This window comes from Amycolatopsis sp. MJM2582, from assembly GCF_000754115.1.
Taxonomy (GTDB): Bacteria; Actinomycetota; Actinomycetes; order Mycobacteriales; family Pseudonocardiaceae; genus Amycolatopsis; species Amycolatopsis japonica.
Genome location: NZ_JPLW01000002.1, coordinates 1,383,900 through 1,408,409, shown reverse-complemented (window position 1 = coordinate 1,408,409; position 24,510 = coordinate 1,383,900). Strand labels below are relative to the sequence as shown.

Below are 24,510 nucleotides of genomic sequence, written 5' to 3'. Positions count from 1 at the left end.
CCCGCGCGACGCGCAGCCCTCCATGCGCCCTGCAGGCAGTCCACATGTACATACTGCGCGGTTTAGTCGTCACGCGATAGCACCGTCGCACGAATGTCGAAACGCGTCGCGGGCGGCCCCCGGCCGGGACAACCCCGACTAGCTCGTGGTTGTTCGCTCCGTATTTGCTGGTGAGCGGAGTGTGGTCGGAGGGAACCACCCGTTTGCAGGCCCCCTAAAGTCGTGGGGTAGAGTCTGCCGGACACCGCGAGCGGGCGATTAGCTCAGCGGGAGAGCGCTTCGTTCACACCGAAGAGGTCACTGGTTCGATCCCAGTATCGCCCACCGGATGAAGGCCCTGGACCATCGGTCCGGGGCCTTGATTCATTTTCGGCCACGGTCGGCGGTGAGCCGTCCGGGGGTATTCGATCCCCAGGTCGGACGCGGGTTGTGTGGGGGCGGTACTTCTGCCGTCGCGGGCGGCCCGGCCGACGCGGGCTAATCCGCTCGGGGCGATCACGGGCGCGGAGTGCCGCCGGTTCGAAGATCCCCGAAGTCCGCCCTTCCGGCCGGTGTGGACATTCGCCGGAGATCTCGTGTCGCGACACAAAAATGTCGCATGATCCGACCATTGAGACTTCTTTGTGATCCTCGGCACGAAACGTCCGTGCAAAGGTCCAGACCATGAAGAAAGTGATGTGGGGCATGGCCGGGCGGCTCACTCGTCCGGCTCCGGCCGAGGGGCCGCCGTGACGCTGACGTGATGTGACGAAACGCCACGCCGGTGACCGATTGACAAGGTAGGTCGGCGCGCGGTGGGCGCACCCGCCGGGCCGTGGTCCTCGCGGGGTGTGAAATCCACAGTGGACCGGCTTGAGATCGACTCGCGCGAACCGTCCATTGTGGAGTTTTCCGGGCTGTTCGGCCGATCGGGGAACCGGTGCTCCAAGTGGCCGCGAGTCATGGGAATTCGTGACTACTTTGAGTAGTTGTTCGGAGGATACGGTCTATTACGCATCGTCATCATCTTGTTATCAACACGGCATTCATTTGCCGGATGCTCGCCCAGGGTGTGGCTGGAAATCCTTGTAACGATGGCCGGAGAGTGGCCGATACCTTGGCGTGTGTCGCCCCATCGGCCGCTGAGAGACCTTGAGAATCGATCACTCTTCGAGATCAGTCTCATTTACTCAGCGTGTTGATCCGGCGTTCGGGAATCCCCACTCCGGGAGGTCTGATGGAAGAGTCGGTGCGGCCGTCGTCCACCGTCAACGGGACGCCGCAGCACATCGACCTCCAGTCGATTCCGCTTCCCCCGCAACGGGGCGCGGGGGATGCCGCCGCGGTCGGCACAACGTCCGCGCGGCCCCCGTACGCGGCTTGGGAATCGCGCTACCGCGCCTGGGTCATCGGTAGTGACGTTTTCACCGCGTTCGTGCTCATCGTGATGAGCGCCTTCTTGATCGATCGATCCGATCCGCACGACATGCACGCGCTCGGTACCGCCGCGGCCTTCCTGTTCGGGTTGTCGGTCTGCCGTGCCTGGAGTCCGCGTGTACTGGGCGAGGGCGCGGAGGAATACCGGACGCTGGGGCGCGGCCTCGTGGCCACCGCCGTCCTCGTCGCGTTGGGCGGCCTGCTCTTCGGCGCGCTCGCCGTGCAGCCGTGGGTCTTCATCGTCGTCCCGATGATCTCGGTCTTCATGTTCCTGCAGCGGTACGCGCTGAGACAGGTGCTGCACCGGCGCAGGCGGCTCGGTGAATGCCTGCTCCCGGTGCTCGCGGCGGGAAGTCCCGACACGGTCGCCGATCTGATCGCCCGCACGAAGGCCGATCCTCATGTCGGCTGGCGCGTGGAGGCCGTCTGCACGTATTCCGGTGCCGGCGCGGAGCGGGGGAGCGGCGAGGTGGAAGGCGTCCCGATCGTCGGGAAGCTCGACGACCTCGCGGGCCACGTCCGCCGCGGTGGCTACCGGGTGGTCGCCGTGACCGCCGATCAGCACTGGAACCCGAAGCGCCTCCAGCGGCTCGCCTGGGACCTCGAAGGAACGTCGGCCGAGATGGTGGTCGCGCCGATGCTCATGGAGGTGGCCGGCCCCCGGCTGAACGTCTCCGGTGTGCTCGGCATGCCGCTGCTGCGGGTGACCGCGCCGATGTTCACCGGCGGCCGCCGTCTGGTCAAGGAAGCGCTCGACCGGTTCGGCTCCGCCTTGCTCCTCACTCTCTTTTCCCCGCTGCTGCTGGCGATCGCGGTCGCGATCAAACTGGACGACCACGGCCCGGTGATCTACCGGCAGCGTCGCGTCGGCCGCGACGGGCACACCTTCACGATGCTGAAGTTCCGCACGATGGTCACGAACGCCGACAAGCTCAAGCAGGATCTCCAGTCGGACAACGAAGGCGCGGGCCCGCTGTTCAAGATGCGCAAGGACCCGCGGGTGACCCGGGTCGGCGGCCTTCTCCGCCGGTACTCCCTCGACGAGCTGCCGCAGTTGCTCAACGTCGTGAGCGGGCGGATGTCGCTCGTCGGCCCCCGTCCGCCGCTGCCCGAGGAGACCGCGAAGTACGCTCCCGACGCGCGCCGCCGTCTCCTGGTCAAGCCGGGGCTGACCGGCCTCTGGCAGGTCAGCGGCCGCAGTGACCTCAGCTGGGCCGAGAGCATCCGCCTCGACCTGCGTTACGTCGAGGACTGGTCGCTGGCCCTCGACCTGGTGATCCTCTGGAAGACCTTCCGCGCGGTGGTGCAGGGGCGAGGTGCCTACTGACGCCTTCCTGTGACCGGACCCACACGCAGAGATAGTTGAGCGAGAAATAGTTCAGCGCTCAACTAGGTTGGGACGGGTACAGGACGCGTACGGAAGGAAGATCCACCCATGACCACCAGCGTTGAGCCGACCGAAGCCTTGAACCTCCCGCAGGACGTTCAGGACCTGTTGTTCCGCGAGGCCCGCACCGCGAACAACTTCAGCGACGAGCCGGTGACCGACGAGCAGATCCGCGCGATCTACGAGCTGGTCAAATGGGCCCCGACGTCGATGAACAACCAGCCGCTGCGCGCGCTGGTGATCCGCACCGAAGAGGGCAAGAAGCGGCTGTCCCCGCTGATGTCCGAGGGCAACCGCGCCAAGACCGAGGCCGCGCCGGTGACCGTCGTGCTGGCCGCCGACACCGAGTTCCACGAGAACCTGCCGCGCACCTTCCCGCACTTCCCTGGCGCGAAGGACCTGTTCGCCGATGAGGCGGCTCGCGTCGAGACCGCCAAGCTCAACGCGCTGCTGCAGGTCGGTTACTTCATCATCGGCGTCCGCGCCGCCGGGCTGGCCGCCGGCCCGATGACCGGCTTCGACGCCGAGGGCATCGACAAGGAGTTCTTCGCGGACAAGCCGTGGAAGTCCCTCGTCGTGATCAACGTCGGCAAGCCGGGCGAGAACCCCTGGTTCGACCGCCTGCCGCGGCTGGACTTCGACGAGGTCGTCGAGACCGTCTGACCTCGTTCCTCGATACGCGAAGGCCTTCTTCCGATGGGAAGGAGGCCTTCGTGGTGTTAGGGGTAATGCGCGTGAGCCGCGCCGCACCTGACGACTAACATCACGGGAACCATCCGCTTTAACCGCGAGGAGTCCATCGTGTCCCAGCCGTCGTCAGTAGCAGCCGCAACCGCCCCGCGCGTGGTGGTACCGGCGGGCACTACGGCGGGCACCGCGGTCCGCGAAGCCGGGCTGCCGACCAAGGGGCCGGACACGATCGTCGTCGTGCGCGACGCCGAGGGGAACCTCCGCGACCTCTCCTGGGCCCCGGAGGCCGAGGTCGAGGTCGAAGCCGTCGCGGCGAACACCGAGGACGGCCGCAGCGTCATCCGGCACTCGGCCGCCCACGTGCTCGCCCAGGCCGTGCAGCAGCAGTTCCCGCAGGCCAAACTGGGCATCGGCCCGCCGGTCAAGGACGGCTTCTACTACGACTTCGCCGTCGACACCCCGTTCACCCCGGAAGACCTGCAGGCGCTCGAGAAGCGCATGAAGCAGATCGTGAAGGGCGCGCAGCAGTTCTCCCGCCGCGTCTTCGACTCGGTCGACGAGGCCAAGAAGGAACTGGCCGACGAGCCGTTCAAGCTGGAACTCGTCGACATCAAGTCCGATGTGGACACCTCCGAGGTGATGGAGGTCGGCGGCGGCGAGCTGACCATCTACGACAACCTCGACCCGCGCACCAAGGAACGCGTGTGGAGCGACCTCTGCCGCGGCCCGCACGTGCCGACCACCAAGTTCATCCCGGCGTTCAAGCTCACCAGGGTCGCCGCCGCCTACTGGCGCGGTGACGACAAGAACCCGCAGTTGCAGCGGATCTACGGCACCGCCTGGGAATCCACCGAGGCGCAGGACGTCTACCTGGAGCGCCTGGCCGAGGCCGAGCGGCGCGACCACCGCAAGCTCGGGGTCGAGCTGGACCTGTTCTCCTTCCCCGACGAGATCGGCTCGGGGCTGCCGGTGTTCCACCCCAAGGGCGGGATCATCCGGCAGGAGATGGAGAACTACTCGCGCCAGCGGCACGTCGAGGCCGGGTACGACTTCGTCTACTCGCCGCACATCACCAAGGGCGCGCTGTTCGAGACCTCCGGTCACCTCGACTGGTACCGCGACGGCATGTACCCGGCGATGCACCTCGACGCCGAGCACAACGAGGACGGTTCGGTCCGCAAACCCGGCCAGGACTACTACCTCAAGCCGATGAACTGCCCGTTCCACGACCTGATCTTCCGTTCGCGCGGGCGTTCCTACCGGGAACTGCCGCTGCGGATGTTCGAGTTCGGTTCCGTGTACCGCTACGAGAAGTCCGGCGTGATCCACGGCCTGACCCGTGTGCGCGGCATGACGCAGGACGACGCGCACATCTTCTGCACCCTGGAGCAGGTCCCCGGTGAGCTGAAGTCCCTTTTGGACTTCGTGCTGAACCTGTTGCGCGACTACGGTCTCGACGACTTCTACCTCGAACTGTCCACTCGGAACGACGAGAAGTACATCGGTTCGGACGAGGTGTGGGATGAGGCGACCGAGGTCCTCCGCACCGCCGCCGTGGACTCCGGGCTGGAACTGGTGCCGGATCCGGGTGGCGCCGCGTTCTACGGCCCCAAGATCTCCGTGCAGGCGAAGGACGCGCTGGGCCGCACCTGGCAGATGTCGACCATCCAGCTGGACTTCATGCTGCCCGAGAAGTTCGAACTGGAGTACACCGCGGGCGACGGCAGCCGTCAGCGCCCGGTGATGATCCACCGCGCGCTGTTCGGCTCGATCGAGCGGTTCTTCGGCGTGCTGACCGAGCACTACGCGGGCGCTTTCCCGGCGTGGCTGTCGCCGGTCCAGGTGGTCGGCATCCCGATCACCGAGGACCAGGTCGAGCACCTGCGCGGCGTCGAGAAGGCGCTGCGGGCCAAGGGGATCCGGGTCGACGTCGACGCGAGCGGCGACCGGATGCAGAAGAAGATCCGCACCCACACCACGCAGAAGGTGCCCTTCATGCTCCTGGCGGGCGCGAAGGACGTCGAGGCGGGCGCGGTGTCGTTCCGGTTCCGTGACGGCGGCCAGATCAACGGCGTCTCGGTGGACGACGCCGTCGAGGCGATCGCCGGCTGGGTCCAGCGCCGTGAGAACGCTTCGCCGACCGTGGCGGGCTTGGAGGCGGTACTCCGGTGACGGGCCTCGATGGCCCTGACGTCGTCGGACAGGACGGTGTGGGGGTCCCGGACGCGTTGCAGCGCCTGTGGACCCCGCATCGGCTCGCCTACGTGCAGGGGTCGAAGCGACCCGACGAGGGTTGTCCGTTCTGCCATCTCCCCGAGAAGAGTGACGAGGACGCGCTGATCCTCGCGCGCGGGAAGACGGTGTACGCGGTGCTGAACCTGTACCCGTACAACCCCGGGCACCTGATGGCCGTGCCGTACCGCCATGTCGCGGACTACACGGACCTGACGCCGGAGGAGACCGTCGAGGTGGCGGAGTTCACCCAGCACGCGATGCGGGTGATCCGGGAGGTGTCGTCGGCGCACGGGTTCAACATCGGGATGAACCAGGGCGTGATCGCCGGCGCCGGTATTGCCGCGCATCTGCACCAGCACGTGGTGCCGAGGTGGGGTGGCGACGCGAACTTCATGCCCGTGATCGGGCACACGAAGGTGTTGCCGCAGTTGCTGGGGGAGACGCGGCAGTTGCTGGCGGACGCCTGGTAGGTCCGGCCGGTGGCTGATGTCATGAAAGGGCCGTTCAGGACGAAAAACGTCCTGAACGGCCCTTTCATGACACTCGGGGGCCTCAGGCGTTGAGCGCGGCCTGCAGCTCGATGTCGATCTTGACCTTCTCGGACAGGAAGGCGTTGCCCTCCGGGCCGATGCCGAAGTCGCGGCGGTTCACCGTGGCGGTGGCCGAGACGCCGAGGGTGGTGGCGTTGTCGTTGGCCGGGTTGGTGCCGATGCCGTTGAACTCCGCCTCGAGCGAGACCGGGACGGTCTTGCCGCGCCAGGTGAGCTCGCCGTCGATGACGTAGTCGCCGCCGTCCTCGCGGATGCCGGTCGAGCGGAAGGTGATGACCGGGTGCTCGTCGACGTGGAAGAAGTCCTCGGACTTGAGGTGCGTGTCACGACCGTCGACGCCGCTGGCGACCGACGAGGCGTCGATCTCGACGGTGACCGACGAGTCGAGGATGTTGTCGGCGGTGACGACCTCACCGGTGAAGGCGGTGAAGTTGCCCCGGGACTTCGCCAGGCCGAGGTGCTTCACGGTGTAGGCGATGTCGGAGTGGGCGGTGTCGATCGTCCACTTGCCTGCGACGTAGCCCGGGATCTCGGTGGTGGTCATGTGAGTCGATCTCCAAAAAGTCTGTGTGCGTTCGTGGTGAACCCTCGTCTGGTTGAGCGCTCAACAACGACTGTAGCGCAATTTGGTTGAGCGCTCAACCAGGGGTAGAATGGGCGTCATGTCCGAACCCCGATGGCTCTCCGACGAGGAGCAAAAAGTCTGGCGCGACTTCTCCGCGGCCACGCGGATGCTGCAAGCGCACCTGGAGGGCCAGCTTCAGCACGAGGCGGGCATGCCTCACACCTACTACGAAGTGCTCGTCGCTCTCTCCGAGGCGCCGGAGCGGCGGCTGCGGATGAGCGAGCTCGCCGACGCGCGCAAGGCGTCGCGCAGCAGGCTCTCGCACGCGGTCGCGCGCCTGGAGGCGAACGGCTGGGTGCGCCGTGAGTCCTGTCCCACCGACAAGCGCGGTTCCTGGGCGGTGCTCACCGCCGACGGTTTCGCCGCGCTGGAGGAGGCCGCGCCCGGGCACGTCGCGGCGGTCCGTGAGAGCCTCTTCGACCCGCTGACCCCCGAACAGGTGAAGGCGCTCGGCGAGATCAGCGCCGCCGTCCTGGAGCGGCTGTCGCCGAAATGCGCCGCTGCCGAGGCGGAATTGGCGCTGCGGGAAGAGGGGCTCGCGGACCTCGCCGACTCGGCCGAACTGGCCAAAGCGGACTGACCTGGAGCCGGTCCAGGGGCGGGCGCGACGACGAGTGTCGGTGCGGGTGGATAGGCTTCGGGCGGCCACCCGACCCTGCTGCTTTAGGTGCACCTGAAGAACCGATGCTCAACATTTTCGCGCGCGCCTCCGTTTCCCGCGTCACCGACCCGATGGGGAAGGTGCTCGTGCGTGCCGGTCTGACCCCCAACGCGATGACCGTCATCGGCACGGCCGGGGCGGTGCTGTGCGCGCTCGGGTTCTTTCCCAACGACATGCTGCTGTGGGGCACCTTTACCGTCTGGGGCTTCGCGATGCTGGACCTGCTCGACGGCGCGATGGCCCGCGCCCGCGGGTACGGCACGGCGTTCGGCGCCGTCCTCGACGCGACCTGCGACAGGCTGGTCGACGGCGCGTTGTTCGCCGCGATCGCCTGGTGGTGCTTCGTCCACGACGACAACCGCCCGGCCGCGGCCGCCGCGCTGATCTGCCTGGTGCTCGCGCAGGTCATCTCATACGTCAAGGCCCGCGCCGAGGCCTCCGGGCTGGAGGCGGACGGCGGCCTCGTCGAACGCGCGGAACGCCTGATCATCGCCCTCGTGGGAACCGGACTGCACGGTCTGGGCGTTCCGTACACCGTGGACATCACGCTCTGGCTCCTCGCGGTGCTTTCGGTGATCACCCTTCTGCAGCGGACGGCCGCGGTGGCCAAGGCGGCGAGGGCCGCCAAGGCGGCGGGGCCACCCGCCGCGGAGGGCGGGTCATGAGCGGGTTCTCCCAGTGGCTCAGTGACTTCGGCTACGCGACGGGCTGGCGGCTCGCGCGTTGGCTGCCGGAGTCGATGGGCTCGGTGACCTTCGGCCTGGGCGCCGATCTGGCCGTCCGGCGGGACGGCGGCGGGGTGCGCCAGCTACGGCGCAATCTCGCCAGGGTCGTGCCGCAGGCGGACGGCGTCGAACTCGACGAACTGACCCGCCGCGCGATGCGGTCGTACGCCCGCTACTGGCACGAGATGTTCCGGCTGCCCTCGATGGACCACAAGGAGGTCAGCCGCAAGGTCGCCCAGTCGATCACCGGCGTGGAGAACCTCGACGCCGCCCTCGCCGAGGGCAACGGCGCGGTGATGGCGCTGCCGCACAGTGGGAACTGGGACGCCGCCGGCGTCTGGCTCGCCGACTATCTCGGTGGTTTCACCACGGTCGCGGAGCGGCTGAAACCCGAGTCGCTGTACCAGCGGTTCGTGTCCTACCGGGAATCGCTCGGTTTCGAGATCGTCCCGCTGACCGGCGACAGTTCCGCGATGCGAGTGCTGCTCAAGCGGCTGCGGGAGAACAAGGCGATCTGCCTGGTGGGGGACCGGGACCTGACGAACTCCGGCGTGCCGGTCAAGTTCTTCGGCGAGCAGACCCGCATGCCGGGCGGGCCGGCCAGGCTCGCCGCCACCACCGGCGCCGCGCTGATCCCGGCCGGGTGCTGGTTCACCGAGGATGGCTGGCAGATCCGCTTGCACCCGCGGATCCGGGTCACGAACCGCTCCGAGGTCCCGGCGGCCACCCAGGCGCTGGCGGACATCTTCGCCGGGGACATCGCCGCGCATCCGGCCGACTGGCACATGATGCAGAAGTTCTGGATCTCCGATTTCGAAGCCGGGGAACAGGCCGAACTCGGCGAAGCGAGCTGAGCGGATGGCTCAGTCGCGGGTCATGAAGATCGGGATCGTCTGCCCCTATTCGTTCGACGTGCCGGGCGGCGTGCAGGGACACGTCATCGATCTCGCGAAGGCGTTGCTGGCGCGCGGGCATCAGGTCTCGGTGCTCGCACCGGCGGACGAGGACTCCGACGTCCCGGATTTCGTGGTCCCCGCCGGGAAAGCGCTCGGCATCCCGTACAACGGCTCGGTCGCGCGGCTGCAGTTCGGCCCGGTGTCCTACGCCCGCGTACGGCGATGGATCCGCGACGGCGACTTCGACGTCCTGCACCTGCACGAGCCCGCCGCGCCGAGTCTTTCGTTGCTGGCGTTGAAGGTCGCGGACGGTCCGATCGTGGCGACCTTCCACACCGCGACGACGCGTTCGCGCACACTGGCGGCGTTCCAACCGGTGCTGCGCCCGCTGCTGGAGAAGATCACCGCGCGGATCGCGGTTTCGGCGCTGGCCCGCCGGGTCCAGGTCGAGCACGCCGGGGGTGACGCGGTCGAGGTGCCCAACGGCGTCGACGTCGACTTCTTCTCCCGCGCGCTCCCGCTGGACGGCTACCCGCGAGCGGGCGGCACGGTCGGTTTCGTCGGGCGGTACACCGAGCCCCGCAAGGGGATGGGGGTGCTACTGGAGGCGTTGCGGATGCTGCTGCCGGAGTTCGAGGAGCTGCGGCTGCTGGTCGTCGGCCGCGGCGACGCCGATCAGCTCCGGCGCGAGGCCGGTCCGGGGCTGGCGCCGCATATCGATCTGCTCGGCCAGGTCGACGACGCGACGAAGGCGCGGGCGCTGCGCAGTGTCGACGTCTACTGCGCGCCGAACACGGGCGGCGAGAGCTTCGGGATGATCCTCACCGAGGCGATGGCGGCGGGAACGCCCGTCCTGGCGAGTGGCCTCGATTCGTTCCGCCGGGTCCTCGACGACGGCAAGGCCGGGATGCTGACCGAGACCGGCGACGCGGCGGCGCTGGCCGACGGGTTGCGCGAGCTGCTCGGAGACCCGGCTCGACGGGCATCGCTGGCGGCGGCCGCGGGGGAGCGCGTCGCGATGTTCGACTGGTCCGTGGTCACGACGCAGGTCCTGCGGGTGTACGAGACGGCGATCGCCGCCGACCCCCGGCGGGTCGGCGCGGGCGAACGCGAGTTCAGCCGGTGACGACCTGGGTGTGGATCGGCGGACTGGTGGCCGCGATCGTGGTACTGGGCGGGTTGTTCCTGCTCGCGACGGCGAACCGGCTCGACCGGCTGCACGTCCGCACGGACGCGGGCTGGGCGGCCCTCGACGCCGCCCTCGCGCGCCGCGCCGTCGTCGCTAGGGCGGCCGCCGCGATCCTCGGTGATGAGGAGCTGCGCAAGCTGGGCGAGCGCGCCGAGCGTGCGCCGAGGCCGGATCGCGAAGCCGAGGAAAGCGAACTGACGCTGCGGCTGGCGCGCGTCGATCGCGCGGCCTTGCCGTCGACGCTGGCCGAAGAGCTGACCGACGCCGAGCACCGCGTCGTCATCGCGCGCCGCGTGCACAACGACGCCGTCCGGGACACCCTGCATCTGAGGCGGCGCCGGAAGGTCCGGTACTTCGGCCTCGCCGGGACCGCCCGGCTTCCGGAATACTTCGAGATCGCCGAGCCCGAACTTTAGGAGGACGGACCCATGAGCGATCGGCTGCTGGTGGCGGTGTTCGCGACGCCGGTCGCGTCGTTCCTCCTGCGCTACGGCAAGGATCTCGGCTACAGGGCCGTCTTGTTCGAGCCGGACGGCGCACGCGTCACGGACGTCGAGCCCGGACTGCAGGCTGTCACGACGCTGCCGGAACTCGGCGCGGACGCCGACGTCGTCGTCACCGATCACGACCGGCCCGAGCTCGGCGACGTGCTCAAGGCCGTGCTGGACCGCCCGGCGCGGTGGGTCGGGGTGCTCGGCAATCCGCGCCACGCGGGCCCGCACGTCGCCGCGCTCAAGGCTTTGGACGTTCCGGACCACGAGATCGCGCGCGTCCACCGCCCGGTCGGGCTGAACATCGGCTCACGCACGCCGCCCGAGATCGCCGTCGCCACCCTGGCCGGTCTGGTGGCGGACCGGAACGGCCGTCCGGGCGGCTTCGAGTTCAAGTAGGCCCGCGTTTAGTCCTCTGAATGCGATCCTTGCGCACGCAAGCATCGCATTCAGAGGACTAAACGCGGTGTCAGTAGGCCACCGCCCCTTCCGGCATCGGCTCGAACCGGGCGTGCCTGCGGGTGAACGTCGCGGTGCCCGATGTCAGGGAACGCAAGTCGATCGCATAGCGCAGCAGCTCGACGGCGGGCACCTCGGCGCGGATGATCGTGCGGCCGCCTTCACCCGATTCAGTGCCGAGTACGCGGCCGCGCCGGGACGAGAGATCGCCCAGCACGGTGCCCAGGTGCTCGTCCGGAAGCCGTACGGCCACCTCTTCGAGTGGTTCGAGCAGCGCGATCTTGCCCGCCGCGGCGGCCTCCTTCAACGCCAGCGCGCCCGCTGTCTGGAACGCGGCGTCCGACGAGTCGACGCTGTGCGCCTTGCCGTCGACCAGGGTCACCCGGATGTCGATCAGCGGATGACCGTCGACGAGTCCCCGCTGGGCTTGCGCCCGGACTCCCTTCTCCACGCTCGGGATGAACTGGTGCGGCACCGAACCGCCGACGACCTTGTCCACGAACTCGAAGCCCGACCCCCTCGGCAGCGGCTGGACCTCGATGTCGCAGACGGCGAACTGGCCGTGCCCGCCGGATTGCTTGACGTGCCGTCCGTGCCCGCGAGCCGGCCCGGCGAACGTCGAACGCAGGCTGATGCGGACGGGTTCGGTGCCCACGTCGGCGCCTCCCGCGCGCAGCCGCGACAGCACGACGTCGGCGTGCGCCTCGCCCATGCACCACAGCACGAGCTGGTTGGTCTCGGCGTTGCGGTCCAGCCGGAGCGTGGGGTCGCCCGCGACCAGCCGGGACAGATTGCGCGCCAGCGTGTCCTCGTCGCTGCGGGTCTTCGCGACGACGGCGACCGGCAGCAACGGCTCCGGCATCGCCCACGGCTTCATGATCAGCGGGTCTTCCGGTGAGGAAACGGTGTCGCCGGTTTCCGCCGAGCCGACCTTGGTGAGCGCGCAGAGGTCGCCCGCGACGCAGTACGGGACTTCGCGCAGGTTCGCCCCGAGCGGGGAGTACAGATGCGCGACCCGCTCGTCGGCGTCGTGATCCTCGTGGCCGCGTTCGGCGAGGCCGTGGCCCGAGACGTGCACCGGCCGTTCCGGGCGAAGTGTCCCGGAGAACACCCGCACCAGCGAGACCCTGCCGACGTAGGAGTCGACGGCGGTCCGGACCACCTCGGCCGCCAGCGGGCCGTCGGGGTCGGCGCGGAGCCCGGCGTGCGGCTCCCCGGTGGGCGAGGTGACCTCCGGCGGGACGTGCTCCAACGGCGACGGGAAGGCGCGCACGATCCCGTCGAGGACTTCGGCGAGCCCGACCCCGGTCGTCGCGCACACCGGGATCACCGGATGGAAGGAACCCCGCGCGACGGCGGTTTCGAGGTCGGCGATCAGCGTGTCCTCGGGGATCTCTTCGCCGGAGAGGTACCGGTCCATCAGGGACTCGTCTTCGCTCTCGGCGATGACCCCTTCGATCAGCTCGTTGCGGGCCTCGGTCATCCGGCTGAGTTCGGCCTCGTCCGGCTCGCCGATTTCGGGAGGGAAGCCCTGGGAGTAGTCGAAATAGCGGCGCGTGATGAGCCCGACGAGCCCGTCGCGCGCGGGCAGGTACAGCGGCAGGACGCCGGCGCCGAAGGCCTCCTGACAGGCCGCGATCTCGCCTTCGGGGTCGGCGCGGTGATGGTCCAGCCGGGAGACGACCACCGCCCTCGGCATCCCGACCGCGGCGCACTCCTCCCAGACCGCGACCGTGGCCGCGTCGACGCCTTCCGCCGCGCAGACCACGAACAACGCCGCGTCGGCGGCGCGGAGCCCGGCCCGCAGCTCACCGACGAAATCGGCGTACCCGGGGGTGTCGATGAGGTTGATCTTGTGGTCTTGGTGCAACACCGGCGCGACCGAAAGGCCGACCGACCGTTGCTGCCGGACCGCGGCGGGATCGTGATCGCACACCGTGGTCCCTTCCACCACCGAGCCTGCCCGCGTCACCGTCCCGGACGCGGCGAGCAAGGCCTCGGCGAGCGTCGTCTTGCCCGATCCCGAAGGGCCGACCAGGACGACGTTGCGGACCTTCGCCGGGTCGTCCACAGCGACGGCGGCCCCGGAGTCTCCGTTCTTGCTCTGTTTGTCGGCCATGCCGATCTCCTCACCACACGATGCCGCGTACAGGTGTGTCCTCGATCACACACCCGCGACGGGCGTCGCGGCAAGGCGACCGGCGAGGGACCGCCCGAATGTCGACGCGCCGTTATGCTCGATGGCGGACACCCGGAGGCGGATCCGACGGTGGGGGATGAGCGATGGAGCTCGACAGACGCACGGTGTTACGGCTGGCAGGGGCGGTCCCGATGATGGCGGCGGTGCCCGCCGCGATCCCCGAGGGCGGTGGTCCGTGGGAACGGCTGCGGGCCCGGTTGGCGGGGGAGCTGTTCCGGTCGGGCGACCCCGGCTACGACGAAAAGAGGCTCGGGTTCTTCAGCCTCTACGACCATCGGCTGCCCGCCGGTGTCGTGGTCTGTGCGAACGAGGACGACGTCCGCCGGTGCGTCGATTTCGCTGCCAGGCAGCGGATTCCGATCGCGGCCCGGTCGGGCGGGCACAGTTACGCCGGTTATTCCATAGTGGACAAAGGGCTCGTCGTCGACCTGTCCCGGCTGAACGCGGTCCGGATCCTGCCCGGTGGCCGGGCGGAGATCGGGGCGGGCGCGCAGCTCGGCCGGGTCTACGAGGCCCTGGCGGCGGCGGGCCGCGCGCTGCCCGCCGGTAGTTGTCCTCAGGTCGGCATCGCCGGGTTGACCCTCGGCGGCGGGATCGGGGTCCTGGCCCGAAAGTATGGCCTGACCTGCGACAACGTCGAGTCGGTGCGGTTCGTCGGCGCGGACGGGAAGGCTTGCCTGGTGTCGGCGGAGACGGCGCCGGACCTGCTGTGGGCGTTGCGCGGCGGTGGCGGCGGCAACTTCGGCATCGTCACGTCGTTCACCTTCCGCACGGCGGCGGCCAGGACGCTGACGAACTTCAACCTGGTCTTCCCGCCCGCCGCGCTGGCGGCTCTCGTGGCGGCCTGGCAGGAGTGGCAGTCCGCGATGCCGGACGAATTGTGGTCGGGGATGGGTCTCGGTGCCGCGGCCGCGAACTGCGGTGGGTGTTTCGTGGGCTTCGCCGCGCAGGTGAACCCGTTGCTGGACGAGCTGGTCCGCCGCGTCGGCGTCCAGCCGCTCCGACGCGAAGTGACCGAACAAGGCCACTTGGCCACGATGAGGACCTTCGCCCAGGAGGCCGCCTTCCCCGCCGCGGTCGCGCAGCGAGGGGAGTACGTGGCCACTTCGCGGATGCTGACCCATCCGGTGCACGATCCGGACGCGCTGGCGGGATTGCTGGCGAGCGATCCGCACCTGTACTCGATCGTGGACGCTTACGGCGGCGCGATCGCGCGGGTGCCGTCGAGCGAGTCGTGCTTCCCGCACCGGTCCGCGCTGGGCAGCGTCCAGATCACCCGCGGTCTGGACGGCGGCGAGGCGTACGCGCGCCAGGTGATCGGCGGGGTCCGGGACGAACTCGGCCGCGAGTACGGGCAGGCCGGGTACATCAACTACATCGACCCGGAGATGCCTGAGTGGGCGAAGGCGTACTACGGCGAAAGCCTGCCGCGACTGCGCCGAGTCGCGCGGAAGTACGACCCGGACGGCCTGTTCGCCTTCGAACAGGGCCTGGCCCGCTGACGCGTTTCGTCCTCTGGATGCGGTAGTTCGCTGTCGAACTACCGCATCCGGAGGACGAAACGCGGGGGAGAGGTGGGGGCCAGATCACCCAGTGGACTGCTGAAATCGCCGCGAACTGGCCTGCTTCAGAGGTCCAAAAGCGGCCTACCCTCGGAGGCGTCACCCTCACTCGTGCGCTTTCCGAAAGGTCCAGCAGTGTCTGACGACTCCACGAACACGGCCACCACCTCGCTCACCGGCACCGCCCGGGTCAAGCGCGGGATGGCGGAGATGCTCAAGGGCGGTGTGATCATGGACGTGGTCACCGCCGAGCAGGCGAAGATCGCCGAGGACGCCGGCGCCGTCGCGGTGATGGCGCTCGAGCGGGTCCCCGCGGACATCCGCGCGCAGGGCGGCGTCGCGCGGATGAGCGACCCGGACCTGATCGACGGCATCATCGAGGCCGTCTCGATCCCCGTCATGGCGAAGGCCCGCATCGGCCACTTCGTCGAGGCTCAGCTGCTCCAGTCGCTCGGCGTCGACTACATCGACGAGTCCGAAGTGCTGACCCCGGCCGACTACGAAAACCACATCGACAAGTGGGCCTTCACCGTGCCCTTCGTCTGTGGTGCCACCAACCTCGGCGAGGCGCTGCGCCGGATCAACGAGGGCGCGGCGATGATCCGGTCCAAGGGCGAGGCCGGCACCGGCGACGTCTCGAACGCGACCACGCACATGCGCAAGATCCGCGCGGAACTGCGCCGCCTCTCCTCGCTGCCCGAGGACGAGCTTTACGTTGCGGCGAAAGAACTCCAGGCGCCGTACGAGCTCGTCAAGGAGGTCGCCGCGAAGGGCAAACTCCCCGTCGTGCTGTTCACCGCGGGCGGTATCGCGACCCCGGCCGACGCCGCGATGATGATGCAGCTCGGTGCCGAAGGCGTGTTCGTCGGCTCCGGCATCTTCAAGTCCGGCAACCCGGCGCAGCGTGCCGAGGCGATCGTCAAGGCCACCACGTTCTACGACGACCCGGACGTCATCGCGAAGGTTTCGCGTGGCCTCGGTGAAGCGATGGTCGGGATCAACGTCGACGACGTGCCCGAGCCGCACCGTCTCTCCGAGCGCGGCTGGTAAGTCAGAGTCGTTCGAGAGGCCCCGTGGACATCCGTCCGCGGGGCCTCTGCCGCGTTCTGGACACTCCAGGGGGGCACCGCTAGGGCAACGACTGTCGCCTCAGGACCGCGGGAACGATGGGGGAGTGCCGGTATGCCTGGCTGACTTTGACCAGCCAGGCAGTCTCTGCGTCGAAGTTCTCTTCCTGCCGCAGCCGCGGTGCAGGGGGCGCGGTGATCGAGGCAGATCCACTGTGGGAATGCGCCGACACCGCGGCTGCGATGAGCGCCGCCTCGGCGACCGCCTGCGCGTCGTCGTCGGTCAGCCCGGACCGCATCGCTTCCCTCTTGGCGAGGTGGATCGTGTTCTCGTCGAGGTGGTCGCGCAGCGGACCGACCAGTGCGTCGCGGATGCCGATGACTCGGTGCCGCAGCCGGGCGTGAGGGCCGCGTGGGGCCGCGACCGGAATGGCCGTGCGCGCCGGTGCGAGTGCTTCCCACAGCGGGGTCAGATGGCGGTAGGCACGACGCTGGTGCCGGTACCGGGCGACTCGCGGTCCCCAGGACGGGATGGTCATACCGATCACCAGGAAGCAGACCCCTGGAGCGGAGAACAAGAACTGGATGCCGTGTACGCCGTTCTCTTCGTACGGCAAGTCGTACCCCAAGCCGACGATTGTCTGGTAAGCCACTTTGTGGATCAGCATGACCAGCCAGATCAGACAGCCGAGCCCCATGAAGCGCACCCCGATCCGCAGATAGGTGCTCTCGATGGTCATCCCACGCCACCGGACGAGCAAGACGTCGACCAGGACGATGATGTTGTGGGTCTCCCAGATCAGGTCGTAGACGAGCACCCCTGGATCATGGGTGCCGCTCGGCCCGACGATCGGCAATCCGATGCGCAGCGGTCCGATCACATAGCCGATCAGCAGCAACGGGAGAGCGACCCCGAACAATGCCCTGCCGAAACGCAGACGTCGTCGTAACTGCCCTGTCGGGGCGGAGACCCGGATGACGAAGATGTGGGCGTAGAAGGACATGGCCATCCACACGACGTGCTGGATGACCTGCGGCAAGCTGGGAACACGGCCGAGCAGGTCGTAGGCCAGCCAGTAGGCCGGAGCCCAGCCCAGGAGATAGAGGGCGAAGAGGTTCACCATCGTCAAGGACAAGGCCCGGCCGGCGGGGGCCTTGTTGTCTTCACGCCAGGTCGTGGCCCGGTAAACGACGGCAGCGGCGATGGCTGTCAGTGCGATGAGATGAACAACGCTGGCCACCGGCATCCAGGCATCCCCCAGGGTCCGTCATCGTTCCAGCGCCTGACTCAACCGGGCACTCATCTCGGTCGGTTCCCGGCACGGACGACGCGGGCGCGTCTCGATGATCTCGGAAATCAGATAGGCCACGGTCTCCGCTTCGGCCTCGTCCTGAGTGGTGAAACCCGCGTGCTGCCGGGCCAGCATGATCTTGAGCGTGGTGCCGCTCAGGTCGGGAAAGATGCCCGCAAGCACCGACTCGGGGCGCTCAGCACCGGGATGCTCACAGAGGATGTGGCCCAGTTCGTGGAGGACGATATGCGCCTGGTGCACGGGCGTGGTGTCGCGCTCGTAGCAGACGTAGTCAGTCGAGGATCCCGACATCCAAAGCCCGCAGGCGCCCGAGGCCGCCATCGGCAGCGGCAGAAGCGCGATCGGCCTGCCCCGTTGTTCCCCCACTTGAGCGCACAATTGCAGGACGTCGCACGAGTCCGGTACCACGAGTTGACCCACCACCTGCCGACACCGTCGTTCGATCCCGCGGGATCCGCGACGCCACCTCAAGTTCGACGCCCCCCAGCGTTGTCGGAGTCGAGTCCTTCCAGCTTTCGTAGCTGTTCGGTCATGGCCGTGACGGTTTCCAGACTCCCATCGGACAGACCGACCATCCTAGCGGCCACCCGGGCGATTCCGGCGTCCCGCAACAGTGCGGCCAACGCGATCTGAGCGCTCACCTGTTCGGACGGCTCGTCGTCCAGGAAATAGACGGCCGAGACGCCGAAGAACTTGCCCAGCTTCTCCAAGGTGTCCTTGGTGGGGTTGACGTTCTTCCCGGAACGCAGCGCGGAAAGCAGTCCAGTGGAGAGACCGGTGGCCTTCGCCACCTCGGGATGGGTGAAGGGTTTCCGGTCGCGTGGATGGACCTCCCGGAACAGGTAGTCCACTTTCTCGGCCAGGGTCCGCGGGACCAGCTGCTCGTTGTCCACGGACAACCTCCCGCTCCACGTGGATCAGTAGACTGATCTGCCTTCAAGGACGATATCAGTCGGGTCGATCGCCGCAGATCGTTCTGGTAAAGCACTGTTGCCCCGATGCGGGCGGGCAGTCGGCTCGCAAGAACCACTGAAATGACTGAGCAGTGTAGGCCAGTCAGCTTATTGACCACGTTGGAACCGGGTCACTACAGTCGATCGTGTCATCAAAGTGATCGAGGATGGCGTTCCAGTCATATTATCCGCTGCTTGGGGCTGTCCGGAAATCGATCGCGCTGTGCGTTCACTCGTTCTCGTGGAGGTTGATCATGAACGGATCGGGAAGAACACGTTCGAGGAGTGCATGGGGCCTCGCCATGATGGTGGGGGTGACGCTGCTCGCCGGCGCTCCGGCCGCCACGGCCTCGGCGGGGGACTCAGCCGAGGGATCCTCGGTGTCGCAGGGAATCCGGCAGGCGGCAGGCTGGAACGACTGTTACAACGGGGAGATGTGCCTGTTCCAGCACGCCAACGGCGAAGGAACCATCGTCTACTGGCTCCCGAACCAGTACAACGGCGACTTCCGGACCATCTCGTGCAGCGCGTGCGGTGGGACCTTCGACAATCAGGCGACCTCGTGGTGGAACCGTACGGGCCAGAATTTCTGTGTCTCCGACGGCTACTGGGGAGGTAACCCGGACAACACCATGCCCGCCGGCACCAGCGGCAACTTCACCCCCGACTGGAACGACCGCGCCTCGTCGATCGGCTACCAGGGCTGTCCCTAGTGGACGGTTCTCTTCGTCTCACGTGGTGAGGGCGCTTTCCCCGCATCGTATGCGGGGAAAGCGCCCTTCACGACGGCCGCGGCCAGTTCCCGCTAGTCCGATCGGCGGGCTTCGCGGGTCTTCTTGGTGAGCGACTTGCTGACGTAGATCAGTCCGCCGGTCAGGACCACGATGTCGTCGAAGTAGACCGGGTCGGGCAGCAGGTCGAATGGGAACACCGTGTAGGCAAGGGAAAGCCAGTAGGTGACCTTGGTCGGCACCGGCGTGTCAGGCCGATGGACCTGGCGATGTTTCCTGACCAGTTTGACCAAGAGGAACAGTGTGATCAGGACGAAGGCGATGATCACCACAACGGCCACGACACCAAGCGTCGTCCACAGAGACTCCACGCGATCCCCTCTCGCCATGACGACAACCGGAGCACAGCGCCGACTACACGGTAGTGGACCGCGTGTCGGCTCGCGGACACGATGCTTTCCGCCGGACTCTGCGTCCCCGCCTGGTCGGCTGGGCGAAGTTGCACCTGCTGCGCGAGCACCGGCGAAGCGCGACGTCGTGTCGAGCATCGCGGTGTTCAGTTCGCCGTTGTTGTCGGTCTCACCGTCCCGCGTCGATCAGCGAGTGGGGCCGTTCCTGGTCAGCACGCTTCCCTGCGCCGCGGCACTGAGCGTCGTGGTCCCGTCTTCGCCGACCACGTACAGGTCGCAGCGGCAAGTCGCCTGGCGCCGGCCGCTGTGCAGGACCCGCGCCTCCGCCACGAGCCGGATTCCCTGTGCCGGCCGTAGGTAGTTGATGCTGAAGCCGCCGGTGAGGACGTCCGGACCCAGTGTCGTCCCGGCCGCGAAGGTGATCGCGTTGTCCGCGGCGTAGGCGAGTACGCCACCGTGGAGATACCCGTTCTGCTGCAACAAGTCTTCACGGATGTCGAGTTCCAGGGTCGCGGCACCGTTCCCGAACGAGGCCACCCTGGCCCCGAGCAGAACGCTGAACGGTTGTGAGGCGAGGCCCTGCCGGGCATCTTCGAGAGTCAGTTCGGTCATCAGGCCACCATCCTGCCATCGGACCACTTTTCCGGATCCGGAACCATCCGGAGAAGTCGCGCTATAAGGTCCGGGCATGAGCCAGACGATCCAGTTCACCGACTTCAACTTCAAGCTCGCCGTGGTCCAAGAGCTGATGTACAACCAGGAACTCCTCCCGAAGTTCGACCTGCGGGAGTACGCCGCCGAGAAGGGCTTCGCCTACGACGCCGGGAGTGTCGAGGCGGTCCCAGAGGCGGCGGCCTACTTCGAGGCGCTCGAGGTCCCCGCCGAGCTCGCGGAGAAGATCACCGAGATCGAGATGGACGGCGGCAACGAGATCTACCTCGAGATCGCGCCGAACTGGGACGGCGAGGACTCCCTGTTCGACGTCGACGAGTTCGCCGACGTCGAACACTTTCCCAACCTGAAGTCGATGACCTTGCTCTTCACGGGTAACGACGCGGCGCTGGAGTCGTTGCGCGCCCGCGGTATCGAGGCGGACTGGCTCTGATCGGCGGCGAGCGTCAGGACCTGGTCCAGTGTCCGGTCGGCAGCGCGGGAACCCGGTGCCCGCGGTGACCGGTCATCTCCTCGTTCGCGAACAGCGCGTTGAGCACCGCTTCCTCGGTCGCCTGCACGACGGCTTCGAAGAAGGGATCGAGCCTGCCCCACGGGACGAATCGCATGGTTTCGTACTCGGCTTCCTCCGTGCGCGGGAACCGGCTGGTGAGCGCACCCGGATTCGCCGTGCTGAACGCCAGGAAGAGGTCGCCGGAGAAATGTGAACCCGCAGTTCCCGTGCGGGCGAGGCCGAGCGGGACCCGGCGGGCGAGCGACGTGCACTGGCCGGGCAGCAGGGGAGCGTCGGTGCCGATGATCACGATCACCGACCCGGCACCCGACGGCGCCGTCCAGGCATCCTCCATCGGGTTGTCGGCGCCGAGTTCGGCTCCGACGTGCTCGCCCGCGACGGTGAGCTCGCGGCGTGAGCCGAAGTTGGCCTGTACCAACGCTCCCACGGTGTACTCGTCGTCCCCATAGGACACGATGCGGGAGGCCGTACCGGTGCCGCCCTTGAAGCCGTAACAGGTCATCCCGGTGCCGCCGCCGACGGACCCTTCACTGACCGGGCCCGGCCGTGCGGCGTCGATCGCGGCGATGGCGTGTCCACTGTGGATGGTCGGCGCGGTGCTGTCGTTCAGGTAGCCGTCCCAGGTCTCGGCGACCACCGGCAGCAGCCATTCGGCCGCGACGTCGGGGCGCTCGCGGACGACCCAGTCGATCGTGCCGCGGTGGCACGCGCCGACGGCGTGCGTCGAGGTGATCAGCACCGGCAGGGTCAGCGACCCGGTCTCGGCCAGCCACGCGGTGCCGGTCATCTCGCCGTTGCCGTTGAGGGCGTACGTCCCGGCCGCGCACGGCACGGCGAAGTCCTCGCGTCCGCGCGGCAGGACGGCGGTGACGCCGGTGCGCACCGACTCGCCCTCGACGAGGGTCGTGAAACCGATCTCGACGCCGGGGACGTCGGTGAGCGCGTTGTGCTCGCCGGTCCGGCCGGGCAGCGGGACACCCAGGTCGCGGGCGCGGGTCATGAACAGTCCTCCAAGGGGTTCGAGGTGGCAGTGCGGGCGTAGGAAAGCAACATCGCTTCGGCGGTGGCGGTTTCCATCGTCGGCACGGCCTGGGTGAGGTGCAGGCCGTAGCCGTCTTCCAGCGCGACGAGGTTCCGCGCGATCGACACCGGCTCCGCGGTCAGGGTGAACTCGCCGGTGGCCGCGCCCGCTTCGAGAATGCCGGTGTAGATCCGGACCTGCTGCTCGTAGAGCGTGATGTGCCGGGCGGCGTACGCGGGATCGCGGCGGGCGATCGTGCCGAGTTCGTAGAGCAGCACGCAGAGTTCGTCGTCGGGACCGGTCGGCAGACCGCTGCGGATCATCGCCAGCAGCCGGTCGGACGGCTTCGTCTTCGCGCCCGCGGCCCGCTCCCTCGCCGAGCAGAACCGCGCCACCGCCTCGCGCTGCACCTCCTGGAGCAGATCCGCGAGGGTGGGGAAGTAGTACAGGACCGAACCCGGCGACAGACCCGCGCCCTCGGCGACGTCCCTCAGCCGCAGATTCAGCACGCCGCGTTCGAGGACGGCCTGTCTGGCCACCTCGATCAGTTCGGCCCGTCGCTCCGGTGCCTTGCTCGGTCTCGCCATACCCCTCATTCTTCGAATCTTGTTCGAAAAACGCAAGTACTGCGCGCGATCAGCTCTTGACGTCACACCGTGGAGGGCCTTTGATGCGTGCTCAACAGTTCTTCGAAGGAGATTCAAGGAACCCACCTTGTAGGAGGTCGGCCGTGTCCACTCCCGCCCTGCGCCGCGGTCTGCGCACCCTCGGCACGCTGCTCATCACGCTCTCCGCGATCAGTCCCGCTTCGTCGGTCTTCATCATCGCGCCGGGGGTGCTCTCCGGCGCCGGGACGGGCGCCTTCTACAGCTTCGTGGCCGCCGCGGTGGTCGGTGTGTTCATGGCCTTCGTCTACGCCGAACTCGCGTCGGCCTTCCCGCTGGCGGGCGGCGAGTACGCGATCGTCACCCGCACGCTCGGCCGCCTGCCCGGCTTCGCGGTACTCGGTCTCATGATCATCACGCAGGTGCTCATCGTCGCGGTGATCGCGCTCGGCGTCGGCACCTATCTCGGCGTGCTCCTGCCCGGGGTGCCCGGCTCGGTGATCGCCGCCGTGACCTGCGTGGTCGCGGCCGTCGTCGGGGTGTTCGACATCAAGCTCAACGCCTGGGTCACCGGGATCTTCCTGGCGATCGAGATCCTCGCGCTGATCGTGGTCAGCGCGCTCGGCCTGCTGAACCCGGCGCGCTCGTTCACCGAACTGCTGGCCCATCCGGTCGCCTCGGACGGCGGCCCGGCCACGGTCGGCGCCATCGCGATCGCCACCTCGGTCGCGATCTTCGCCTACAACGGCTACGGCTCGGCGGTGTACTTCGGCGAGGAGACGCAGGACGCCTCACGCGGGATCGCCCGCGCGATCCTGATGGCCCTCGGCATCACGGTGCTCGCCGAACTGATCCCGGTGACCGCGGTCCTACTCGGCGCGCCCGATCTGAACGCGCTGTTCACCTCGGAGAACATGCTGTCCTACTTCATCGGCTCGCGCGGCGGCGGCACCCTCGACACCGTGATCGGCCTGGCGGTGGCGCTCGCGATCATCAACGCCGTGCTGGCGATCGTGCTGATCAGCTCACGGATGCTGTTCAGCAGCGGCCGCGACCGCGCGTGGCCGTCGCCGGTCAACCGGGCGCTCGCCTCGGTGCACCCGAAGTTCGGGACGCCGTGGGTCGCCACCGTCGGCACCGGGCTGGTCGCCGCGCTGCTCTGCTTCGTCGACCCGAAACTGCTGCTGGTGGTGACCAGCACGTCGATCGTGGCCGTCTACGCGGCGCTCTGTCTCGGCGCGATCGTCGGACGGCGCACCGGAGCCACCGCGCACGCGAAGTACCGGATGCCGTGGTTCCCGGTCGCGCCGGTCCTGGCGCTGGGCGTCCTGGTGTTCGTCGTCTATCAGAACGTGCTCGACCCGGCGGTCGGACGGCCGAGCCTGATCGTCACCGCCTGCGTCGCCCTGCTGTCGATCGCGTACTACGTCCTGGTGCTGCGGCGGAAGGGCGGCTGGAAGCTCGCCGACGTCACCGAGGAGAAGGCGGAGGAGCCGGCCTGATCAGGTGTACTCGGCGATCTCCACGCCGTACGTGCCCGGTTCGAGCGCCTCGAAGATGTGCGGCACGTCGCCGGGGTAGCAGATGTAGTCGCCGGGCAGCAGTTCGATCGGCTCGTCCAGCGGCCCGACCTTGGCGCGGCCCGCGCTGAGGACGATGTGCTCCACGATGCCGCTCATATGCGGGTCCGAGAGCCGCGGTTTCCCGGGCTCGGCGCGAATCAGGTACACGTCGCGCCGGGCGCCGGGAGGGCAGGAGCTGAGCAGCGTGCACGCGTAATCGGCGTGTTCGGCGAACACCGTCGGGCCGCTGCCCGAGCGGATGACCTGCACGCGGGGGCGTTCCGGCTCGACCACCCGCGAGAACGGGACGTCGAGCGCGACGCACAACGCCCAGATCGTCTCGACGCTGGGATTTCCGGTCCCGGACTCCAGCTGCGAGAGCGTGGATTTCGCGATGCCGGCGCGTTTGGCGACCTCGGTGAGGGACAGGCCGGTGCGGGCACGTTCCCGGCGCAGGGACATGGCGATGACGTCCAGTGGGGCACCGTCGGACGCGGTCGGGGACATGCGTTCGCTCCATCGGTCGTTGCGTTCGCCTTGACGAACATGGCTGCGTTCGTTCATTGTATGACGCT

Annotated in this window: 25 protein-coding genes and 1 tRNA gene; 16 read left to right on the top strand and 10 right to left on the bottom strand. The window is 68.2% G+C overall.

From position 1 onward, the window contains the following. Window positions 1-252: 252 nt before the first annotated feature. The 5 genes from ED92_RS16755 to ED92_RS16735 all read left to right on the top strand — a co-directional run bounded on the left by ED92_RS16755 (window position 253) and on the right by ED92_RS16735 (window position 6,198). Window positions 253-324, top strand: a tRNA-Val gene (locus tag ED92_RS16755). A gap of 892 nt (window positions 325-1,216) precedes the next feature. Continuing rightward, window positions 1,217-2,743 (top strand): sugar transferase, encoded by a 1,527-nt coding sequence (locus ED92_RS16750; protein ID WP_037339001.1) that lies wholly within the window; start codon window positions 1,217-1,219, stop codon window positions 2,741-2,743. Window positions 2,744-2,851: 108 nt separating this feature from the next. Next, window positions 2,852-3,466: a malonic semialdehyde reductase gene (locus ED92_RS16745; RefSeq protein ID WP_037339000.1), complete on the top strand. Its 615-nt coding sequence runs from the start codon at window positions 2,852-2,854 to the stop codon at window positions 3,464-3,466. A gap of 138 nt (window positions 3,467-3,604) precedes the next feature. Beyond that, on the top strand, window positions 3,605-5,665 hold the full coding sequence (gene thrS / locus ED92_RS16740; RefSeq protein ID WP_037338997.1) for a threonine--tRNA ligase: 2,061 nt from the start codon (window positions 3,605-3,607) through the stop codon (window positions 5,663-5,665). Beyond that, the gene (locus ED92_RS16735) at window positions 5,662-6,198 is read left to right on the top strand and encodes an HIT domain-containing protein (protein WP_037338994.1); all 537 of its coding nucleotides are present in this window, start codon (window positions 5,662-5,664) and stop codon (window positions 6,196-6,198) included. The genes thrS and ED92_RS16735 overlap by 4 nt, the downstream gene beginning before the upstream one ends. Window positions 6,199-6,280: 82 nt before the next feature. On the opposite strand, the gene ED92_RS16730 is transcribed toward ED92_RS16735, so the two are convergent. Continuing rightward, window positions 6,281-6,823: a YceI family protein gene (locus ED92_RS16730; RefSeq protein ID WP_034307837.1), complete on the bottom strand. Its 543-nt coding sequence runs from the start codon at window positions 6,821-6,823 to the stop codon at window positions 6,281-6,283. A 118-nt stretch (window positions 6,824-6,941) separates the two neighbouring features. Between ED92_RS16730 and ED92_RS16725 the strand changes: the two genes are divergently transcribed. The 6 genes from ED92_RS16725 to ED92_RS16700 all read left to right on the top strand — a co-directional run bounded on the left by ED92_RS16725 (window position 6,942) and on the right by ED92_RS16700 (window position 11,265). Continuing rightward, entirely contained in the window at window positions 6,942-7,484 is a 543-nt protein-coding gene (locus ED92_RS16725) for a MarR family winged helix-turn-helix transcriptional regulator (RefSeq protein ID WP_037340157.1), read from the top strand. A gap of 104 nt (window positions 7,485-7,588) precedes the next feature. Next, window positions 7,589-8,230 (top strand): phosphatidylinositol phosphate synthase, encoded by a 642-nt coding sequence (gene pgsA, locus ED92_RS16720; RefSeq protein ID WP_037338990.1) that lies wholly within the window; start codon window positions 7,589-7,591, stop codon window positions 8,228-8,230. After that, window positions 8,227-9,144, top strand: a complete 918-nt coding sequence (locus tag ED92_RS16715) for a phosphatidylinositol mannoside acyltransferase (protein ID WP_037338987.1) — start codon at window positions 8,227-8,229, stop codon at window positions 9,142-9,144. Before pgsA ends, ED92_RS16715 begins: the two co-directional genes overlap by 4 nt. A gap of 22 nt (window positions 9,145-9,166) precedes the next feature. Continuing rightward, window positions 9,167-10,312: a glycosyltransferase family 4 protein gene (locus ED92_RS16710; protein ID WP_037340155.1), complete on the top strand. Its 1,146-nt coding sequence runs from the start codon at window positions 9,167-9,169 to the stop codon at window positions 10,310-10,312. Further along, window positions 10,309-10,791, top strand: coding sequence for a hypothetical protein (locus ED92_RS16705; RefSeq protein WP_037338984.1), 483 nt, complete (start codon window positions 10,309-10,311; stop codon window positions 10,789-10,791). Before ED92_RS16710 ends, ED92_RS16705 begins: the two co-directional genes overlap by 4 nt. A gap of 12 nt (window positions 10,792-10,803) precedes the next feature. Further along, window positions 10,804-11,265, top strand: coding sequence for an XdhC family protein (locus ED92_RS16700; protein WP_037338982.1), 462 nt, complete (start codon window positions 10,804-10,806; stop codon window positions 11,263-11,265). Between the two features lie 70 nt (window positions 11,266-11,335). Here ED92_RS16700 and ED92_RS16695 read toward each other — a convergent pair whose 3' ends face one another. Further along, window positions 11,336-13,444 (bottom strand): elongation factor G-like protein EF-G2, encoded by a 2,109-nt coding sequence (locus ED92_RS16695; protein WP_037338979.1) that lies wholly within the window; start codon window positions 13,442-13,444, stop codon window positions 11,336-11,338. 164 nt (window positions 13,445-13,608) lie between these two features. Between ED92_RS16695 and ED92_RS16690 the strand changes: the two genes are divergently transcribed. Together ED92_RS16690 and pdxS are read left to right on the top strand one after the other, a co-directional pair. Further along, the gene (locus tag ED92_RS16690) at window positions 13,609-15,027 is read left to right on the top strand and encodes an FAD-binding oxidoreductase (protein ID WP_037338977.1); all 1,419 of its coding nucleotides are present in this window, start codon (window positions 13,609-13,611) and stop codon (window positions 15,025-15,027) included. A gap of 195 nt (window positions 15,028-15,222) precedes the next feature. Continuing rightward, entirely contained in the window at window positions 15,223-16,137 is a 915-nt protein-coding gene (gene pdxS / locus ED92_RS16685; RefSeq protein WP_016334773.1) for a pyridoxal 5'-phosphate synthase lyase subunit PdxS, read from the top strand. A gap of 79 nt (window positions 16,138-16,216) precedes the next feature. Here the strand turns inward: pdxS and ED92_RS16680 are convergent, their stop codons facing one another. Genes ED92_RS16680 through ED92_RS16670 form a run of 3 tightly spaced genes read right to left on the bottom strand, consistent with a single transcriptional unit; the run spans window position 16,217 to window position 18,360 of the window. Next, window positions 16,217-17,401, bottom strand: coding sequence for an MAB_1171c family putative transporter (locus ED92_RS16680; RefSeq protein ID WP_037338975.1), 1,185 nt, complete (start codon window positions 17,399-17,401; stop codon window positions 16,217-16,219). Between the two features lie 21 nt (window positions 17,402-17,422). After that, entirely contained in the window at window positions 17,423-17,890 is a 468-nt protein-coding gene (locus ED92_RS16675; RefSeq protein ID WP_052120600.1) for a hypothetical protein, read from the bottom strand. Between the two features lie 44 nt (window positions 17,891-17,934). Beyond that, window positions 17,935-18,360 (bottom strand): helix-turn-helix domain-containing protein, encoded by a 426-nt coding sequence (locus ED92_RS16670; RefSeq protein ID WP_052120599.1) that lies wholly within the window; start codon window positions 18,358-18,360, stop codon window positions 17,935-17,937. Window positions 18,361-18,734: 374 nt separating this feature from the next. Here ED92_RS16670 and ED92_RS16665 point away from each other — a divergent pair, with 374 nt between their 5' ends. Further along, window positions 18,735-19,133, top strand: a complete 399-nt coding sequence (locus ED92_RS16665) for a peptidase inhibitor family I36 protein (RefSeq protein ID WP_161791108.1) — start codon at window positions 18,735-18,737, stop codon at window positions 19,131-19,133. Window positions 19,134-19,225: 92 nt separating this feature from the next. On the opposite strand, the gene ED92_RS16660 is transcribed toward ED92_RS16665, so the two are convergent. Both ED92_RS16660 and ED92_RS16655 read right to left on the bottom strand, forming a co-directional pair. Then, the gene (locus tag ED92_RS16660) at window positions 19,226-19,492 is read right to left on the bottom strand and encodes a YkvA family protein (RefSeq protein ID WP_235213295.1); all 267 of its coding nucleotides are present in this window, start codon (window positions 19,490-19,492) and stop codon (window positions 19,226-19,228) included. Between the two features lie 255 nt (window positions 19,493-19,747). Next, a complete protein-coding gene (locus ED92_RS16655; RefSeq protein WP_037338965.1) occupies window positions 19,748-20,173 on the bottom strand; it encodes a PaaI family thioesterase in 426 nt (141 codons plus the stop codon). A 76-nt stretch (window positions 20,174-20,249) separates the two neighbouring features. Here ED92_RS16655 and ED92_RS16650 point away from each other — a divergent pair, with 76 nt between their 5' ends. Beyond that, window positions 20,250-20,666: a hypothetical protein gene (locus ED92_RS16650; RefSeq protein ID WP_037338963.1), complete on the top strand. Its 417-nt coding sequence runs from the start codon at window positions 20,250-20,252 to the stop codon at window positions 20,664-20,666. A 13-nt stretch (window positions 20,667-20,679) separates the two neighbouring features. Here the strand turns inward: ED92_RS16650 and ED92_RS16645 are convergent, their stop codons facing one another. Then, window positions 20,680-21,747, bottom strand: coding sequence for a P1 family peptidase (locus ED92_RS16645; protein ID WP_037338960.1), 1,068 nt, complete (start codon window positions 21,745-21,747; stop codon window positions 20,680-20,682). Continuing rightward, a complete protein-coding gene (locus ED92_RS16640) occupies window positions 21,744-22,355 on the bottom strand; it encodes a TetR/AcrR family transcriptional regulator (protein WP_037338958.1) in 612 nt (203 codons plus the stop codon). Before ED92_RS16640 ends, ED92_RS16645 begins: the two co-directional genes overlap by 4 nt. A 143-nt stretch (window positions 22,356-22,498) precedes the next feature. Between ED92_RS16640 and ED92_RS16635 the strand changes: the two genes are divergently transcribed. Continuing rightward, entirely contained in the window at window positions 22,499-23,875 is a 1,377-nt protein-coding gene (locus ED92_RS16635) for an APC family permease (RefSeq protein ID WP_037338956.1), read from the top strand. Here ED92_RS16635 and ED92_RS16630 read toward each other — a convergent pair whose 3' ends face one another. Further along, the gene (locus ED92_RS16630) at window positions 23,876-24,442 is read right to left on the bottom strand and encodes a helix-turn-helix domain-containing protein (protein WP_037338954.1); all 567 of its coding nucleotides are present in this window, start codon (window positions 24,440-24,442) and stop codon (window positions 23,876-23,878) included. Between the last annotated feature and the right edge of the window lie 68 nt (window positions 24,443-24,510).